This is a genomic window from Streptomyces sp. NPDC053079 (assembly GCF_044546695.1).
Lineage (GTDB): Bacteria > Actinomycetota > Actinomycetes > Streptomycetales > Streptomycetaceae > Streptomyces.
Window position 1 is genome coordinate 628737 of record NZ_JBITZJ010000003.1, and the last position, 17366, is coordinate 646102.

Consider the following 17366-nt stretch of genomic DNA (forward strand, 5'->3'; position numbering starts at 1 on the left):
ACCAGCAGGACGGAGCCGTCTCTCTCAGCCGACGGGTGCCGCGGGAAGGCGGTACTCGCTGCCGGCCGCCGGAATCCGGACGCCGGTGGCCCGCAGGTGGCCGGCCCGCGTCTGGTAGGCGGCGCCGCGCATCAGGTGCCCCGCCACCACCGCGACCCCGCGGCCGGCGGGTGCCGCCAGGGCCGTGCCGGCGGTCCAGAGGTTGAACGCCCCCATCGCCGGGCCGCACCAGATCTGCCAGTCCCCCGCGCGGTCCGGTGCTCCTGTGACGGCCCACCGGGAGGTCATGCCGAGGTACCAGCGGAACACCATGGCCATACGGTGTTTCGGATCGCGCTCGGCCCGGGCCAGCCAGTCCGGATGGTGCTCCTTCAGGTAGGCGGCCGTCTCCTCCCACGTCCGGTCCAGCGACCGGCGCAGCACGCGCTCCTCCAGGCGCCGCCGCTCGGCGTCCGGCAACTCGTCGAGGCCGCCGTGCTCGTGGTAGAGGCGGTACAGAAGGCCGGCTCGGGCGGGAAACATCGTGCCTCGCCCCAACACCTGCACCTGGATGCCCTGTTCGAACATGTCGGCGGCCGGCGCCATGACACAGTCGGCGATCCCCGCCTCCGCCAGCAGCCGCTTGACCGCCGCCGAGGTGTCCGCCTCCACCGTGGCCTGGTTCACCGAGCCGGTGACCACATAGTCGGCGCCCAGCGCGAAGGCCCCCGCCACCGCGTGCGGCGAGCCGATGCCGCCGGCCGCCCCCAGGTGCACCGGCGGCAGCCCGTCGCCGTACTCCCGCGCGACCCGCGCCCGCACCCGGGCCAGCGCGGGCAGCAGCACGGCCAGCGGCCTGCGGTCCGTGTGGCCGCCCGAGTCGGACTCGACCGTGACGGCGTCGGCCATCGGCACCCCGCGGGCCAGCTCCGCCTGCTCGGCGGTCACCCGCCCCTGCTCCCGGAGCGCGCGGACCAGCGCCTGCGGCGCCGGCCGCAGGAACATCTCCGCCGTCTCCTCCCGGGACACCTTGCCGATGACGCGGTGCTCCGCGCGCACCCCGCCCGTCCCCTCGCGCCGCAGCCCGGTGAGGCGGTAGCGCACCAGCTCCGGCGTGAGCTGGACGAACGCCGACGCCTCCACGCACCGCACCCGGTGCCGCAGGCACAGGTCCACCACGATCCGTTCGAGGTGCGGCGCGACGGGGCTGTGGATAAGGTTGCACGCGTACGGCCCGTCGCCCAGCTCCCGCGCCAGCTCGCCCAGCGCCGTGTCGATCCGTGTCTCCGGCAGTCCCGCCGCGCCGAACGCCGCGAGGGCGCCGGCCCGGGACAGGGCGGCCACCAGGCGCGTACCGGCGATGCCGCCGGCCATGGCCCCCGCCATGTACGGCAGCCGCACGCCGTGCCGGCGCGGGAAGTCTGGAGAGCCGAGCCGCTCGGGCGGCATCGCCCCCGCGGTGGCCAGCACCTCGGCTCCCCGCGGCGGCACATGGCACATGCCCACCGCTCCCCCGCTGTGCACCAGGTGGCAGGGCACCTCCAGCGACGACAGCACCCGGTACACGCCCTCCGGATCGCTGTGCACGGCGGTCGCGCGGTCCATCAGTCACCGCCCTCGCGGTCCGTCGGCCGGTTTCCGAGGACGATGTTCCGCACGTGGTAGATCCGCAGGTCGTCGCGCCATACGCTGCCGTCCGCGCGGATCAGCAGCCGGTCCCGCTTCCGGGTCACCTTGCGGATGTGCACCTCGCCGCGGACCTGCTGGTGCTCGCGCAGGATCTGCGCGCCGTAGTTCCAGCTCAGCCGCTCCCCGGTGACCAGCCCGAGCTCAGGGTCCGGCAGGTCGTCGACGAGCCCGGTGTGCAGCGCGAACGCGTGCACCGCCTGGAACAGCATCTGTACGCCGGCCGAGCCCGGCATCACCGGGTCACGGAAGAAGTGGTGGTCGAAGTACCAGTCGTCCGGGCGCACCGGTTTGGTGCACAGCACGTACCCCGCCTTGTGTTCGCCGCCGCCGGGCACCAGCACCAGGTCCTCCAGCAGTGCCAGCCGTCCGGTGCCCAGCCGGGCGTCGCCCTGTGCGTCCAGCCGGCGCAGCCCGGCCGGCGGCGGTCCCTGCCGGTCCAGCCACGGCGGGACGCACCGGCCGTTGTCCATGCCTTGCTGGAGGTCCAGCACCCCCTGGGTGAGGTAGCCGTGCAGCGCCTCGCCCCCGTAGAACACCTCGCCGCCGGTGCTCAGTTCGAAGCGGTAGCGGTGCAGTGTCGCGCCGGGCAGGTCGGTGACCGACAGGACGGTGATGCGCTGGGTGACGGTCGTGCCGCGGGGGTCGGCGTCGCGCAGCAGCGTCGCCGTGCCGTTGAGGTTGCGGCAGACGTAGGGCTCGTCGGGGTGCTGGAGCGCCACCCCCAGGGCAAGGGCGCTCAGCAGGCCCGCCGGCTGCAGCGAGATCTCCATCAGCGCCAGCGCCGGTACGGACCGCGTCCCGTTCTCCCGGCAGTACCACGGGGCGGGGGGCATGTCGTACTCGGTGATCCCGCACGCGCCGGTCCGGTCCGCTGCCGTCCCCTGCGCCACCTCCACTCCACGGTCGATCATCAGGAAGTCGCCCCGGGGCAGGCGGGGGCGTACCGGGCACAGTGAGGCGTCGTACGTCCCGCTCGCGGCGGCCAGCTGCGCCACGTCCCCCTCGGACGCGTGCGCCATGTGCAGTTCGCTGGAGTACGCCGGGCCGCCGCCGGAGGTCAGTCGGATGCCCGCGTCGTCGATGTGGAGCCGGGGGTCGAGCTCGGGCCTGCCGTAGAGCGCCACGCCCACGTCCCGCAGCCGGGCCACCACCTCTCCGTCCGCGGACGTGACCTCCGCGTCGGCGGTGACGAAGGGGCGCGGGATCCAGCCCGTGCCGCTGATCTCCGCCCGCAGTCCCAGCGGCCCGCCGAACGGGCCGAGCAGCTCCACGTGGGCCGTGCCGCCCGGCAGGGGGACCGCGTGCGCTCCCGGCAGGCACAGATGGACGCCCCGGTGGAAGAGGTACACCCGCAGCGCCTCGGTCACGGCCCCCAGCAGGAAGGGCCAGGCGTCCCCGTCGCCGGCCGGCAGGGTGGTGGCGGTCAGCAGTCCTTGCCCCCAGTGCCCGCCGCGCGGCGCGATCCCGCCCACCTCCTCCAGCAGCCGCTCGGGCCACGGTTCGGGCCGGAGCTCCGGCGCCACGTGCTGCTGGCCGAAGGCACTGCCGAGGACCGCCGCCACCTCGCCGCGGGCCAGCGCGTCGAGGTCGTGGGCCGACAGCCGGCCGACGGACGTACGGGCCGGCGGCTTGAACTCCCGCGGGTGGCGCGGTACGGCGGGCCGGGCGGGCCCGCCGCCCGTCGTACCGGCGGACACGGTCAGGAGCGTGCGGCCGTCCCCGTCGCGCACGTCGCAGTGGTCCGGGCCGCCGGTTCCGGTGGCGGAGTACGACGTGCGCAGGGGCACCGGCCCGGAGGGCGGCAGGCCGTGCCATGTGACCTCCATGTGCCCGGGCGTCAGGGGCCCGGCCTCGCGAAGCCGTACCGCCGCCGCGCGCATGACGACGCCCGGTCCGCCGAGGCGGGACCAGTCGGAGGGCGACGGGGCGAGGAGGGCGGTGCGGTCGGGGTGCGCGTGTTCCCGGCTCGGGGCGGTGACCGCCGCGTGGGCCGACCACTGCGCCTTCAGGCTGCTCAGGGCGTGGCTGGCTGCCGCGCTGCCGGGGACCCGTGGCGGCGGCGCGGAGCGCTGGGGTACGGCCGGGGGCGGTGCCGCCTCCGGTGGCGCGGCGTACGGCGCGGGAGAGACCAGGCGCCGCACCTGCCAGGCGCTGATCGCACGGTGGGCCTCCACGACGGCAGCGTGCGCCCGCTGCACCTGCTGAGCCATGCGTACGGCCAGGGCGTCCGGGTCCGTGACATGGCCGCGGTCCCGCGCGGCCGGTCCGGACACCGGCGCGCCGGTGTCCGGGGGTGCGGCCGGTCCGGCGGCGGTGGGACCGGGCACGTGGCCCACGGGCGTGCCCTCGAAGCGGAGTTCGTCCATGGCGGCCGCCCTCACCCGGTGCCGGTACGGCCGGACGCCGCGTGGGAGGAGACGTAGGTCGTGAGCAGGCGGATCGCCTGGACGTCGTTCACGTCCAGCATCCGCAGCCCGGTCCACTTCTGCAGGACCCGGCCGCCGGGCTCGCACGCGGTGACGGTGCAGTACGTGTCCAGCACGGACGTCCTGTCAGCCTCGGCGACGACCACGAACGGTTCGTCGTCGGGCAGGGGCGCGTAAAGGTCGACGCGCTCGGCGCTCACGGGGATGCCGCCGCTGCCCTTGAGCCGGTGGGTGACCAGTGCGGCTCCCTGCAGCAGGAGGTCGGAGAGCGCGGGGCTGAACAGCTGTCCGGCGTACGCCCCGGAGGCGAACGCAGGGTCGCGCAGCCGCGCGGACAGCACGAGCCGCTCCGCGTCCTCCTCGAGTACGTCCCACAGCCCGGCCAGGGACGGTCCGTGGAAGATGGTCCGCTCCGTGTAGCAGGGGTGCGGGGTGCCGGTGGGCTCGTACCGGGGAAGGGTGAGGCGCGGTGCTTCGCCGGGCTCGTCGGCGCACACCACGAGCGCCTCGAAGTGCGTCTGGCCGCCGGTTCCGTCCGCGTTGTGCATCCGCGCCCGGACGGCGTCGGCCTGCTCGTCCGGCACGAGGCGGAAGCACACGGCCCGCGGGTGGTGGCCGTCGAGGTACAGGCCCCGGACGATGCGGAGGTCCAGGCACCGTACGGCCGGAGGGCCGCCGCCCCGGGCACGCTCCAGGGTGTGCAGGACTCCTCCGAGGAGGGCGGTCATCGGCACCAGGGGATGGCCGGCCACGCTGTGGTCGCGCAGCATCGGCTCGTCCTCCAGGCCGGTGAGCGAGCGCACGGCGGTCAGCCCCTCGGGGGGCAGGTCGTCCTTCCGGCACAGCCACGGCGCCACGGGACCCACCACGGTGACCTCGCCCGACGGGTGTTCCGGCCCCATCAGGCCACGGAAATAGGCCGTGCCGGCCGCGCGCGAGAGCACGGGTACGCCAGCCTCGGTGAACAGCCGGTGCACGCCCTCGGCCATGCCGCCCTCCCACGGCCCCCAGACGACGGGGGTCGCCCGCAGGGCCGGGTACGCCGCCTGCGCCGCGCAGGCGTGGCGGACCATGGCCTCGTTGGCGAGGGCGTAGTCGGCCTGCCGTACGTTGCCCCACAGCCCCGCCACGGAGGCGAACACCACCAGATGCCGCAGCCGTTCGGGGCCGACGGCGTCGAGCACGTGCTGCAGGCCGGAGAGCTTCGCCCCGATCACGGGGGCCGCGGACTCGGCCGTCATCTCGGCGAGCGGCCGGTCGCCGAGCACACCGGCCGCGTGCAGCACCCCCGTGATGCGCCCCGTGTGCGGCTCCAGCGCCGCCCGTACGGCGGCCGCGTCCCGGACGTCGGCGCTGACGTAGTCGGCCCGGACGCCGCGCGAGCGCAGCGTCTCCAGCGTCTGCCGGACGCCGTCGTCCGTGCCCGGCCGCCGGCCCATGAGCACGTACCCGCACCGGTGGTCCTCCGTCAGGGCCTCCAGGCACCACGCCGTGATGCCGCTCGCGCCGCCCGTGACGAGAAGGGTGTCGTCCTCGGTGAGGCCGGGCGGGCCGCCGGGGGCGTGCGGCAGGAGCCGCTGCGGGCCGTCCGACAGGGCCGGAGTGCGCCGGTGCCTCCCGTCCCGGCCCACCTCCAGCACATCGGTGGCCACGTCCGCGATCTCCTCCAGCAGCGCCTCGCCCACCGCGTCCGGTGCCATGTCCGGGGCGAGGTCGAGCGCACGGCAGAAGACCGGGGACGACTCCAGCGCGACGGACTTGACCAGGCCCGCCATACCTCCGGCGAGTGCGGCCACGGGCTCTGCGCCGGAGCCCGCGTACCCCAGGGCCCCGTCGAGCTGCGTCACCGTGACGAACGCCGCCCTGCGGCCCGTCCGGGCGGCCTCCAGCAGCACCGCCCTCGCGCGCTTGGCGAACAGCAGCCCGTGCGTCAGCCGGTTGACCGCCTCGTCGGCGTTGGTGATGCGCGACCGGCTCAGCGGCAGCAGGCACAGGTCGATGCGGGAGACCTCGCCGAGGGCCTCGGCGACACGGTCGCGCAGCTCGCCGTCCGACCAGCCGTCCAGCGGATGGGCGTCCCGGCCGTCGGCGGGCACGCCGGGCGTGGTCAGACGCCGCACGCTCCAGCCGCGGCCGGCCAGCGCCCGCCCGAGGGCGGCGCACAGCTCGCCGCCGTCGTCGAGCATCAGGGCGCACGGCTGCTCGTCATGGACACCGGTGAGGACGTCCACGGGCGGCAGGGTCCGCAACGAGACGTACGCCTGGCCGAGGGGCACACCGCCGGTGTGCCGCAGGCCGGACCGCGGGGAGGTGAACAACTCCTTGAGCATCGTGCTCAGGTCGCCGACCGTACGGGCCTCGCTGAAGCGGAAGAGCTCTTCGCGTTTGATCACCGGGTACCGGCGCCACACCTCGGCACCGATCTCCACCTGCTTGAGGGAGTCGATGCCCAGGTCCTCCTGGATGTACATGTCCGGTTCCAGCATGCCGACGTCGTAGCCGGTCTTGTCCGCGACGATCTGGCGGAGGACCTGCTCCACCTCCACCGGATCGATGTCCGAGATGTCCCGGACGGGCCCGTGGAGCGTCCTGTCATCGGCCATCAACGCGGCCAGGGCCGACCGGTCGTCCTCCTGCGGGCCGGTACCGGGCGTCCCGTCGACGGCGGGCGCCCGCTCCATGGCGTCCGCGGCGGGGGGCGGTACGGCACCGGAGCCGGGCGGGGGAACGGCCCTGCCGCCCGTCACCGGCGGTGCGGGGGATGCCGTCGGCGCCGCGCCCGGTCCGCCCAGCAGCTCGGCGACCACCTCGCCCGCCCGGGTATGGGCCTCGCCCACGGCCAGGCTGTGCTCGGTGATCGCGCCCACCGTCGCGGCCAGGGCCGCGTCGGGGCCCTGGCCGCCGCTCGTCCGGGAGCGCAGCAGCTCCACCAGCTCCCGCTGGGTCGCCAACTGCCCGTCGAGGTAGCGGACGTGGGCGGCGAGATGGTCGGCGGCGGCCCGGGCCAGCGGGTCCGGGGCGGCCCCTGCGGGGGCCGGCACGCCGTCGGCGATGGGCAGGAGCGGCCCGCTCGCGGGCCCGCCGAGCCGGCCCTCCCGCTGCCGGAACCGCTCCTCGCGGGCCCGGAGCGCGAAGTTCGGCCCCTCCAGCACCCGGGCCACCGCCGACGGGGCCGGCCGCTCGTCCGGCGCCGGGGCGTCGTACCGGTTGATGCCGGCCACCGGCAGTCCCAGCACCGCCAGGCGCAGGGCCGCCTCCTTCAGCACGGCGGCGCCGTCGGGACCGCCTTCGCCCCGGTCGCAGGGGACCGCCACCACCGCGTCGGCGTCGAGCGTGCGCTCCACCAGGCGGGTCAGCGTGCTGCCCGGGCCGAACTCGACGAAGACGCCGAAGCCGTCGGCCCGCATCCGCCGCAGAGCCTCCGCGAAGTCCACCGGCCTCAGCAGCTGTTCCACCAGGGTGCGCCGGTCGGCGTCCGCTCCGCGCCCATAGGCCGCGCCAGCCGCACCGGCGTGGACGGGCACCTGGGGAGCCGCGAAGTCCACCCGCGCGCAGGCCTCGGCGAACGGACGGGCCGCGTGCCCGACGAGCGGGGTGTGGAACGCGGCGGCGACCGGCAGCCGCTTCGCCGGTACGCCCTCCCGCAGGCAGTGGGTCACGAAGCGCTCGACGGCATCGGTGCGACCGCCCACGACCTGCTCGTCGGGGGCGTTCCGATTGCACACCGACAACTCCGGGTGGGCTGCCAGAAGGTCGGCGACCGTCCCGTCCGCGGCCCGGACGACGGCCATCGCCCCGGGGTCCGATCCCACCTCCGGCCGTTCCTCCATCGCCCGCCCCCGGGCCCGTGCCAGGGACAGGAACGCGTCGTCGCCCAGCACTCCGGCCGCCCACAGTGCCGTCAGCTCACCGAAGCTGTGCCCCAGAACGCCGTCCGGGGCGAACCCCAGCTCCCGCAGGAACCGGTACTGCCCGGCCGCCAGGGCCCCGATGGCCGGCTGGGCATAGGAGGTACGGTTCAGCCGCTCGCGGGCCGCGCGGGCGGTGTCCTTGTCGCCCGGGGGCGGGAACACCGTCCGGGCCATCGTGTCCCCGGGCGGGGACAGGGCATTGGCCTCGTCGAAGGCCGCCCGCAGGGGCGGAACGGCCAGCAGCGCCCGCAGCCCCATCTCCGGGTACTGGTTGCCCTGCCCCGTGAACAGCGCCGCCACCTTCGTACCGGCCGGCAGCGCCGTACGGCGGTAGTGCACGCCCTCGGGAAGCCGCCACGACTCCTCCTCCGCTCCGCACGTGCGGAGCCTGTCGATCGCGGCGGCCAGCAGGCACGCCCGGTGCTCCTCGTCCGCCGCGACGAACCCCAGCCGGGCGTGCTCCGGGGGCACGTGGCCGCCCTCGGCAGGCTCCGCGCCGGCTTCGAGGAGCGAGCGCAGCTCCCCGGGGTCCGGGGCGTGCCACAGACAGGCCCGGGGCACGAGGTGCGCCGCCCGCTCCTGCGCCATGCCAGCGTGGTGTTCCTCCAGCACGGCGTGGTAGTTCACCCCGCCGAACCCGAAGGCGGACACGCCCGCGCGCCGCACCGGGCGGCCTGGGTCGCGCACCCACGGCCGGGCAGTGGTGTTGACGTAGACGGCGCCGTCCGCGGTGACGGCCGGCGCGGGTGACGACACATTGACGGTGGGCGGCAGCACCTTGTGGTGCAGGGCCAGCGCCGCCTTGATCAGCCCTGCCGCACCCGCCGCCGCCTTCGTGTGGCCCACCTGCGATTTGATGCTGCCCACGGCCACGTGCCGGCTGTCGCCGGGCACGCCCATGAGCTCGTTGAGCGCTGTGACCTCCACCTCGTCGCCGGTGGGGGTGCCCGTGCCGTGCGCCTCCACCAGCTCCACCGAGTCCGGCGGGCACCCGGCGTCGTCGTACGCACGCCGGAGCGCCGTCAACTGGCCTTCCTTGCTGGGCGCGTAGATGCTCTTGGCCACGCCGTCGCTCGAACTTCCGAGTCCGCGCAGCACCGCGTAGACGCGGTCCCCGTCGCGCTCGGCGTCGGCCAGCCTCTTGAGCGCCAGCATCCCGATGCCCTCGCCGATCAGCGTGCCGTCGGCCTCGGCGTCGAAGGGACGCACCCGACCGCTGAAGGACAACGCCGGCGTCTTGCTGAAGCACATGAACGACACGATGGAGTTGTCCGCGTCGCACCCGCCGGTGATCACCAGGTCGGCGCGGCGGCAGATCAGCTCGTCGACCGCGGCCCGCACGGCCGCCAGCGAACTGGCGCACGCCGCGTCCACGGTGTGGTTGGCCGCCCGCAGGTCCAGGCGGTTGGCGACCCGCCCGGAGACGACGTTCCCCAGGATCCCGGGGAACGAGTCCTCCGTCCACGGCGGAAGCTCCCGCAGGTAGTCGCGCGCGGCCTGCCGCGCCTCCTCCTCGGCGCTGCCGCGGGCCCGCATCGCCTTGACCAGGAGGGGTGCGAGCAGCCGGGCCGCGAGCGGCATGAGGGTGGTGTTGGTGCCGCACACGCCCAGCACCACGCCCGTACGGTGCGGGTCGTACCAGCCGTCACGGCCGTGCGCGCCGTCGCGCAGCACCTCGCGCGCCACGACGAGACTCAGCAACTGGACGAGCCCGGTGGAATCGAGGGTCTTCGGCGGCATGCCGAACTCCATCGGGTCGAACCTCACCGGAGTGAGGAAGCCACCGCGCCGACCGTAGGTCTTGTCCGGGGCGAAGGGGTCGGGGTCGTAGTAGTCCTCCAGCTCCCACCAGGCGGGGGGAACCTCCTCGGTGCAATCGCGACCCGCCACGATGTTGTCCCAGAACGCGCGGACGTCACGGGCCTTGGGAAACATCCCGGCCAGCCCCACGATGGCCACCGGGTCCCGGGAAAGGCGACGGTCGAGTTCCTGCGGCATCACACGAGCCCCCCTCTGCCCCCCGGCAGACCGTCCCGTACTACCGTCATAAGACTTCCCGACGGTCGGCACGAAGACGCCATCATCACCCCTATGAGTGAAGGCCGGACCTGCGTTCCCCGCTGTGGCATGCGGCGAGCCCCACGGCCGCGTCCGCCGGGGCGGGCGGCCTCCATCGCCCGGTGGTTCAGCGCCATGCCGCGGCTGTAATAGCGGGTGGTCTCGGGTGCCTTCATGCCGTAGCAGGCCATCTCGGCGGCGCCGGGCAGCGCGGCGGGATGGCCGGAGCCACCGCCCGGGAAGGGGGGCTCGTACGAGAGCCGGCCGTACTCGTTTCGCAAAGGCGGCGACCTCAGGTGATCGTCAGCGTCGTCACGCCCGTCGCCCCCGTGAACCCGGTGGTGAGGCACTGCAGGGCTCCCGGCTGGGGAAGCGTGATGATCTGCAGTGCGGTCCGGCCCTGGAAGCGGCCTTGTGTGACGGTGCCGGTGATGGTGGTGACGACTTGGCCGGCCACGGCGGTGCTGTTGCCGGTGGCCTGGATGACGCTGGTGTCGCCGGTGCTCCACTTGATGGTCCGCCGGTCCTCGAACGGGCCGAGGAGGTCGTTGCAGCCGGCGGAGATCGTGAACCGTTCGCCGTACGACCCGCTCGTGACCTTGCCCGCGCTGTCGGTGCAGGAGCCGAACCGTCCCTTGGTCGTGACCTCGATGTTCCGCGGCGCGAGGGTGACTCCCGGGCGGTAGGTGACGGACTCGGTTCCCTGGCACTGCACTTGTGCGGGCGAGTCTGCGTGGGCTGCATGGGCTGCATGGGCGGGGCCCGTGACCGGTACGGCCGTACCGAGCACGGTGAGGGCTGCCAGGGCTGCGGAACGCGTCCACGATCTGATGACGGCCATGATGGGTCTCCTTCGCGGTGGGCGGCGTGAGGTGTGCGATGCCCTGCTCGTCCGCCTGCGAGACCCGCTCGCGGGAGTGGCGGGAAGGCACGTGCGGTCGCGGTGAGGCGCGCGTAGGCATGAGCACGCCTCGCCCTGCGACGGGAAGCGCCCCACGGGGCGGCTCCCGAAGGAAGAGGAGTGGTTCTCGGGACGCCTTGCCGTAAGTAGTGTGGGCGGGACGCTACGACGCCACCCGGCTGCTGGCCCTGGAGGGTGATGGACGCCTTGGAGACCGGCACTCTGGCGGTACCAGGTGCAAGCCTCTACTTCGAAGTACGCGGTTCCGGGCCGCTGTTGTTGCTCATCCCCGGTGGCAATTCCGATGCGGCCGTCTTCGAGCGCTTGGCCGCCGCTCTCGCCGCGTGCCATCGCGTCGTCTCCTACGATCCGCGGGGCTACTCACGCAGTCCGCTCGACGGCCCGCCGACGGATCAGCGGATCGAGGTGCACGCCGACGACGCGTGTCGCCTCCTGGACCACGTGGCCGTCGCGGACGAGCCTGCGCAGGTGTTCGGCAGTTGCTCGGGCGGGCTCGTCGCCCTCGAACTCGCGATGCGTCATCAGGGCCGGGTGCGGTCGGTGGTCACGCACGAGCCGCCCGCGATGGGGCTCCTTCCGGACGCCGCGCATCACCGGGCGTTCTTCGACGACGTGCACGAGGTGTTCCGGCGCGAGGGCGTCGCGCCGGCGCTTCGCATGCTCGAGCCCCTCTTCGGCGGCCGGCCCGCGCCGGTGCTGCCGGAGGCGTACGACAACAGCGCGTTCTTCCTGGCCCACATGGTACGGCCGTCCACGCGCTTCGTTCCCGACCTCGCCGCGCTCGCTGCAGCGGCGGACCTCATCGTCGTGGCAGGGGGGCGTGAATCGCGCACGCACCTCATCCACCAGCCGGCGCTCGTCCTCGCGGAACGGCTCGGCCAAGAACTGGCGGAGTTCCCCGGCGGCCACGTCGGCTACGCGAAATACCCGGTCGAATTCGCCGGGCGTCTCGTCGACGTCCTGGCCGGCACGCCCGCGACGAATGCGTACGCGCAACGACACAGGGGCTCCGGGCCGTGCGCATCGTGATGGGAGCCCAGAACTGCGGCTTCGGGCCGGCAGCCGAGCTCGTCGCCGTATCCCGGCTGCTCTCCGGTCACGAGCGGATATTCGTGGGCGACGACGTGGCGGCGGCGTTCGCCCGTCGCAACGCGGACGCCTTCGACGAAATCCGCGAGACCTCCGAGACCTCCGGGACCGCGTCCACGGTGCTCGACGGCCTGCTGGAGAGATGCGATCAGGTCGTCTCGGTGATGGACGCCGATCTGGTCGTGCGGGCCGTCGTGGCGGGCCGGCCGGTGGTCATGGTGGACAGTCTGCTGAGCTTCTGGCAGGTCGGACGTCCACTCACCGAGATCCGCGACCTCTGCGAACGCATGCCGCGCGACTCCTTCGCCGCCGCCGACCGGCACCTGGGCGCTCTCTCGCCGCACGAGCGCGTCATCGCGGCCCACCTGCTCGCCACACACAGCGTGGTGCAGAACTTTCCCGGTGTCCCGCAGCGCATGGCCGAACTCATCGATCCCGGTGGGGGCATGGGCCCGGCGATGCATGTGACGGGTTCGGTCATCGACGTCGAGGGCCTGCGGACCCTGCCGCGTGACGCGGAACCGGAGTACGACCTACTCATCAACGTCGGCGGATTCAAGAACTTCCTCCTGGACTTCGACGTCAACAACGACTACCTGCGGCTGCTCCACCGATGGGTGGTGGACCTCCTGCGCGACTGGCGCCGGTTCGCGCGCGTCCTGGTCTGCGGCGGCCCCTTCGGTGCGCACCGGGAGCAGACCGTCACCGCCGCGAACCGACGGGCCGAATGCCGTTTCGTGCCGCAGCGCGAACTGCTGAGGCACGTGGCGAGCACGCCTCATCACCTGCTCGCGCCCGGGCTCACCGCGCTTCACGAGTCGATCGCACTCGCACAGCTTCCCCTGGCAATCCACGAGCAGCATTACGCACACGTCTTCACCGTGCGACAGCTCGACGGCACGCTCTTCGGCCGGATGGCCGGCCGGTTCGCGGACGTCCTACCGCATCACCACCTTTCCGAGGACGACTTCGCCGGCACCGCGGACCTCGTCCGTATCGCCGGCCGAATCCGCGAGGACGACGAGCTCTACGCCAGATTCCGACAGACGTTCAACGAACGGATCGAACGCTACGTCTCCCTCACCCCGGCGCAGCGGGAGCAAGGCGTCAAGGAACTGCGGGACGTCCTCGGCGGTGATCCGATCTCCTCGGTGATGGCCAGGGTCATCCCCATCCCGCACACCCCCGCAGCGACTCCCCACGAATAGCCTGGGCGCCGTCAGACGCCCAGCTCGCGGGAGGCCAGGGCGGTGCCCTCGATCCGGGCGCGGATCTTGGCGAAGGCGGTGTCGCGGGAGGTGGAGGTGTCGTCGGCGAAGGGTGCGAAGCCGCAGTCGTCACATGTGCCCAGGCGGTCGACGGGCAGGTGGCGGGCGGCGGCCAGGACACGGTCGCGGACCTGTTCGGGGGTCTCGACGCGCGGGTCGATGGGGTCGGTGACACCGATGAACGCCCGGCCGTGGCCGGGCAGATGGTCGGCCAGGACGCTGAGGACCTTGTCCGGGTCCGGCTCGCTGGCCAGCTGGATATAGAAGTTTCCGGCCTTGAGCTGCAGCAGCCTGGGCAGCAGAGCCGCATAGTCCACATCGAGGCTGTGGGTGGAGTCCTGGTCGCCGCCGGGGCAGGTGTGCACGCCGATCCTGGCCTGTTCGGCGATGGAGAAGCGGTCCAGTACGCGGTTGTTGAGCAGGATGAACTGCTCCAGCAGGCCACCGCCAGGGTCCAGTTTCAGTGCGAGGCGGGCCTCGGTGAAGTCGAGCTGGACGATGTGGGCGCCGCCGTCCAGGCAGCCGCGGATGTCGGCCTCGGCTTCAGCGGTGAGATCGTCGAGGAAGGCTTCGCGGGGGTAGCCGTCGATGCCGTCCGCCGGATAGAGCAGGCTGAGCGCCGAGGGGGCGATGACGGCCTGTTTGACGGGGACGGTCGCGTGCCGGCGTGCGGCCCGCAGATAGCGGTCGGCGTGCACGGCGTAGCGCAGCGGTCCGGTCGTCAGGCGGGGCAGCTGTCGCTGGTGCCCGTCGGCGAAGGGGATGACGACGCCGTCGGGTGCCAACCGGTCCAGCCCGTCGAGGGGGTAGGTGGCGAAGCTGGGCTTGGACTGTTCGCCGTCGGTGACGACCGGCGAGCCGATCTCCTCCAGGCGGCGGACGGTGTCGCGGACCGCGCGGTCCTGGGCGGCGGCGAGTTCGTCGTCGCTGATCCGGCCGGCGGCACGGTCCGTCATGGCCGCGAGCAGCTCAGGGGGCCGGGGAATGCTGCCGATGGGTTCGGTGGGAAGCCCCACGGAGGCCGGGGTCACGGCTTGACCTCCAACTGTGCGTGGCCGCTGTTCCCCTGCAGGCCGGAAGAAAGGCACTCCGTGGGCAGCTGGCGGGGCAGCGCGAGGAGTACGTTCCGCTGTGCCGACTGGCCCTTGCCACGGCCCTCGGTGACCCGGCCGGACAGGCTGACGTCGAGAGCGCCGGCGACACGGGTGGTGGTGCCGCTGTCGTAGACGATCAATGACCTCTTGCCGTCGCCGTACCGCACGGTTTCCGTGATACGGGGGTTGCTCAAACCGTTGCAGGACGCTGTCGGCGACGCCCCGTCCAGAGAGCCGGTGGCCGGTACGGTCCGGCCGGGTGCGATGGTGCACGTGTACTGGGCCTCGGTGCGGACGCGGGTCTCGCGTGGAACCAGGCCCAGGGGCGGGTCGTACGTACTGTTACTGGCGCCCGTGCACAGGACGACGCCTCTGTGTCTGCCCTCGTCGGCCTGACCGGCCGGTGCCCCCACCCACATCGAGCCCACCAAGGCCAGAGAACTCAACGCCACCGCCGCACCACGCCTGCCGACCACGCATCCTCCAGCAAGTCCGGATCCACTACCGGCCCACTGACTACCCCCGGGCGACTCCGCCACCCAGGCTCCTGGCAGCACGCACCAGCGCATGTCCGCCCCGTGCGCGGGATATGCGCCACGCACACCGCGGACCGGTGGCGCGGGGGCTGCACCCAAAGCGTGAACACCGGGGTGCGGGGTAGGGACAGCCGAACCCAGCGCCCCATGACGCAACAAACCCGAATGAACCCAGCGGAAGGGTCTTCCATGGACGACATCACCGCGAAGCGACTCGTCTTCGCCATGCTCGACGCCGACGGAGACGGGGTCATCTCGAAGGACGAATACTCCGCCCGGGCCGAGCGGGTGGCACTGGCCTCGGGACGCGCCGAGGACGATCCTCTGGTCACCGCCGCGCGCACAGCCGGTGAGCGGGCGTGGGCGTCGATGGACGCGAACGGCGACGGAGGAGTGACCTTCGACGAGTACGCAGCGTGGGCCGGCCCCGAGGCGTTCGACACCGTCTGCAAGCCCGTGCTCAGTGCGCTGTTCGACCTCGTCGACACCGACGAGGACGGCGTTCTGGCCCTCCCGGAGTTCACGAAGCTGCGCACGGCACTGGGGAACCCGGTCGGCAACATCGAAACGGCCTTCGCCGCACTCGACACCAACGGCGACGGGCGCGTCAGCCGTGACGACTACCTCGCCTCGGTCCGTGCCCACGTCGCCGGAGAGCACTCCCCCATGGGTGAAGCGCTGTACAGCCTAGGTGTCCAGGGGGCCGTCCTTCCGATCGTCCCGAAGCGCCGCGAATACGGCGAGGGTGCCCAGGAGCATCACGCCGGCCGCCGCCAGTGACGTGAGGCGCATCGCCGATATGAAGGCGTCCACGGCGTGGGCGGTCAGGCGGGCGCCGGCCGGGCCGAGGTGGTCGGCGACGCTGAGGGCGCCGGCGACGGACTCCTGGGCGAGTGGGCGCAGCTCGGCGGGCAGGGGCTGGACGTGGGGTTGGAGGTGGTCGTGGTAGCGGGAGGCGAGGAGGGAGCCGAGGACGGCGACGCCGAGGGCTCCACCGACCTGGCGCAGGGAGTTGAGCATGGCGGCGGCCGTGCCGGCCCGGTGCCGGGGCATGGTGGCCATGGCGGAGGAGGTGGCGGCGGGCATGACGAGTCCCATGGCGCCGCCCATGACGAAGAAGAGGACCTCGCATTGCCAGAGCGGTGAGTTCTGGTCGAGGAAGCTCACGCCGAGGAAGGTCAGGGCGGTCAGTGCCAGGCCCGCCGTGCAGACGGGGCGTGGGCCGAGGGTGCGGGCCGTGACCGTGCTGAGCGGGGAGAAGGCGATCTGGGCGAGGGCGAGGGGAAGGAGGCAGCAGCCGGCCTGGAGGGCGGTGTAGCCGCGTACGCTCTGGAGGTAGAAGATCATGTAGAAGGAAGAGCCCAGCAGCCCGAAGAAGACCACGCTGATGGCTCCCACCGCGGCCGAGAAGCGGGCGTCGCGGAAGCAGCGGAGGTCCAGGGCGGGGTGGGCGGTGCGGCGTTCCCACAGGACGAAGCAGGCCAGGAGGATGGCACCGGCGAGTATGGTCGCCCAGACGGCCGGGGTGGTCCAGTCGCCGTTCTCGCCGCCTTTGATGATGCCGAGGACGAGGGTGCCCAGGCCCGCCATGCAGAGCAGTACCCCGACGGGGTCGAAGGGCCGGCGGACGGGGTCGGCCGATTCCGGGACGGTCAGGGCGATGGCGGCGGTGCCCACGAGTACGAGGGGTACGTTGATGAGGAAGAGGGAGCCCCACCAGAAGTGCTCGAGCAGCAGGCCGCCGGTGACGGGGCCTATGGCCACGGCGAGCCCGGCGGAGGCGGCCCACAGGCCGATGGCCTTGGCCTGTTCCCGGGGCGGGAAGACGTTGGTGATGACGGCCAGGGTGGCGGGGACGACGAGCGCCGCGCCGATGCCCATCGCCGCGCGTGCGGCGATGAGTTCGCCGGCGGTGTCGGAGTAGGCGGACGCCGCGGAGAACGCGCCGAAGATCAGCAGTCCCGCCAGGAGGGTGCGTTTGCGTCCGAACCGGTCGGCGAAGAGCCCGGCGGAGACCAGCAGGGTGGCGAAGACGAGGGTGTAGGAGTCGACGGCCCACTGCAGTTCGCCGGAGGTGGCGCCGAGGCCTTCGGGCGCGGGCAGGGCGAGGGTGCGCAGGGCGACGCTGACTATGGACGTGTCGAGCACGACCAGGACGAGGCTGACGACCAGACAGGCGAGCACCCGCCAGCGGCGGTGGAAGACCGGCGGCTCGGCCGTCTCTTCGCCGACGATCCGTCCCGCGGGGCTGGTCTTCTCTCCCGTGGGCACGACACCTTCGCTCTTTTGGCGTTCCAAGGAAACTCCACATCGCGTAGGTGAGCGGGATTCCGGATATCGTCCTGAGCACTCGCAGAGTGCAGACCTCCCCAAGCAGGTGATCGGTAAACCCGA

10 protein-coding genes are annotated in these 17366 nt (G+C 73.1%); 3 read left to right on the plus strand and 7 right to left on the minus strand.

The genetic code is table 11. The features are described 5' to 3' along the window. Nucleotides 1-24: 24 nt before the first annotated feature. The 4 genes from ACIGXW_RS15065 to ACIGXW_RS15080 all read right to left on the minus strand — a co-directional run bounded on the left by ACIGXW_RS15065 (nt 25) and on the right by ACIGXW_RS15080 (nt 10904). Nucleotides 25-1584, minus strand: coding sequence for a PfaD family polyunsaturated fatty acid/polyketide biosynthesis protein (locus ACIGXW_RS15065; RefSeq protein WP_399573351.1), 1560 nt, complete (start codon nt 1582-1584; stop codon nt 25-27). Next, a complete protein-coding gene (locus ACIGXW_RS15070) occupies nt 1584-4034 on the minus strand; it encodes a 3-hydroxyacyl-ACP dehydratase (protein WP_399573352.1) in 2451 nt (816 codons plus the stop codon). Before ACIGXW_RS15070 ends, ACIGXW_RS15065 begins: the two co-directional genes overlap by 1 nt. Before the next feature lie 11 nt (nt 4035-4045). After that, a complete protein-coding gene (locus ACIGXW_RS15075; RefSeq protein WP_399573353.1) occupies nt 4046-10003 on the minus strand; it encodes an SDR family NAD(P)-dependent oxidoreductase in 5958 nt (1985 codons plus the stop codon). Between the two features lie 352 nt (nt 10004-10355). Then, nucleotides 10356-10904 (minus strand): hypothetical protein, encoded by a 549-nt coding sequence (locus ACIGXW_RS15080; protein ID WP_399573354.1) that lies wholly within the window; start codon nt 10902-10904, stop codon nt 10356-10358. Between the two features lie 258 nt (nt 10905-11162). Between ACIGXW_RS15080 and ACIGXW_RS15085 the strand changes: the two genes are divergently transcribed. Together ACIGXW_RS15085 and ACIGXW_RS15090 are read left to right on the plus strand one after the other, a co-directional pair. Beyond that, nucleotides 11163-12014 carry an alpha/beta fold hydrolase gene (locus ACIGXW_RS15085; protein ID WP_399573355.1) on the plus strand — a complete coding sequence of 284 codons (852 nt, stop codon included), beginning with the start codon at nt 11163-11165 and terminating at the stop codon, nt 12012-12014. After that, nucleotides 12002-13282 carry a hypothetical protein gene (locus ACIGXW_RS15090; protein WP_399573356.1) on the plus strand — a complete coding sequence of 427 codons (1281 nt, stop codon included), beginning with the start codon at nt 12002-12004 and terminating at the stop codon, nt 13280-13282. The genes ACIGXW_RS15085 and ACIGXW_RS15090 overlap by 13 nt, the downstream gene beginning before the upstream one ends. Nucleotides 13283-13293: 11 nt before the next feature. On the opposite strand, the gene ACIGXW_RS15095 is transcribed toward ACIGXW_RS15090, so the two are convergent. Then, on the minus strand, nt 13294-14358 hold the full coding sequence (locus tag ACIGXW_RS15095; protein WP_399573510.1) for a cobalamin-independent methionine synthase II family protein: 1065 nt from the start codon (nt 14356-14358) through the stop codon (nt 13294-13296). 11 nt (nt 14359-14369) lie between these two features. Then, nucleotides 14370-14888, minus strand: a complete 519-nt coding sequence (locus ACIGXW_RS15100; protein WP_399573357.1) for a hypothetical protein — start codon at nt 14886-14888, stop codon at nt 14370-14372. Between the two features lie 273 nt (nt 14889-15161). Here ACIGXW_RS15100 and ACIGXW_RS15105 point away from each other — a divergent pair, with 273 nt between their 5' ends. Then, nucleotides 15162-15752, plus strand: coding sequence for an EF-hand domain-containing protein (locus ACIGXW_RS15105; protein WP_399573358.1), 591 nt, complete (start codon nt 15162-15164; stop codon nt 15750-15752). Here the strand turns inward: ACIGXW_RS15105 and ACIGXW_RS15110 are convergent. After that, nucleotides 15660-17243, minus strand: a complete 1584-nt coding sequence (locus tag ACIGXW_RS15110) for an MFS transporter (protein ID WP_399573359.1) — start codon at nt 17241-17243, stop codon at nt 15660-15662. The genes ACIGXW_RS15105 and ACIGXW_RS15110 overlap by 93 nt on opposite strands. Nucleotides 17244-17366 lie beyond the last annotated feature (123 nt).

Excerpts from the sequence above, each read along its gene's own strand:
- ACIGXW_RS15075 (WP_399573353.1), bottom strand. The coding sequence starts at position 10,003 with ATGCCGCAGGAACTCGACCGTCGCCTTTCCCGGGACCCGGTGGCCATC.
- ACIGXW_RS15105 (WP_399573358.1), top strand. The coding sequence starts at position 15,162 with ATGGACGACATCACCGCGAAGCGACTCGTCTTCGCCATGCTCGACGCC.
- ACIGXW_RS15080 (WP_399573354.1), bottom strand. The coding sequence starts at position 10,904 with ATGGCCGTCATCAGATCGTGGACGCGTTCCGCAGCCCTGGCAGCCCTC.
- ACIGXW_RS15065 (WP_399573351.1), bottom strand. The coding sequence starts at position 1,584 with ATGGACCGCGCGACCGCCGTGCACAGCGATCCGGAGGGCGTGTACCGG.
- ACIGXW_RS15070 (WP_399573352.1), bottom strand. The coding sequence starts at position 4,034 with ATGGACGAACTCCGCTTCGAGGGCACGCCCGTGGGCCACGTGCCCGGT.
- ACIGXW_RS15085 (WP_399573355.1), top strand. The coding sequence starts at position 11,163 with ATGGACGCCTTGGAGACCGGCACTCTGGCGGTACCAGGTGCAAGCCTC.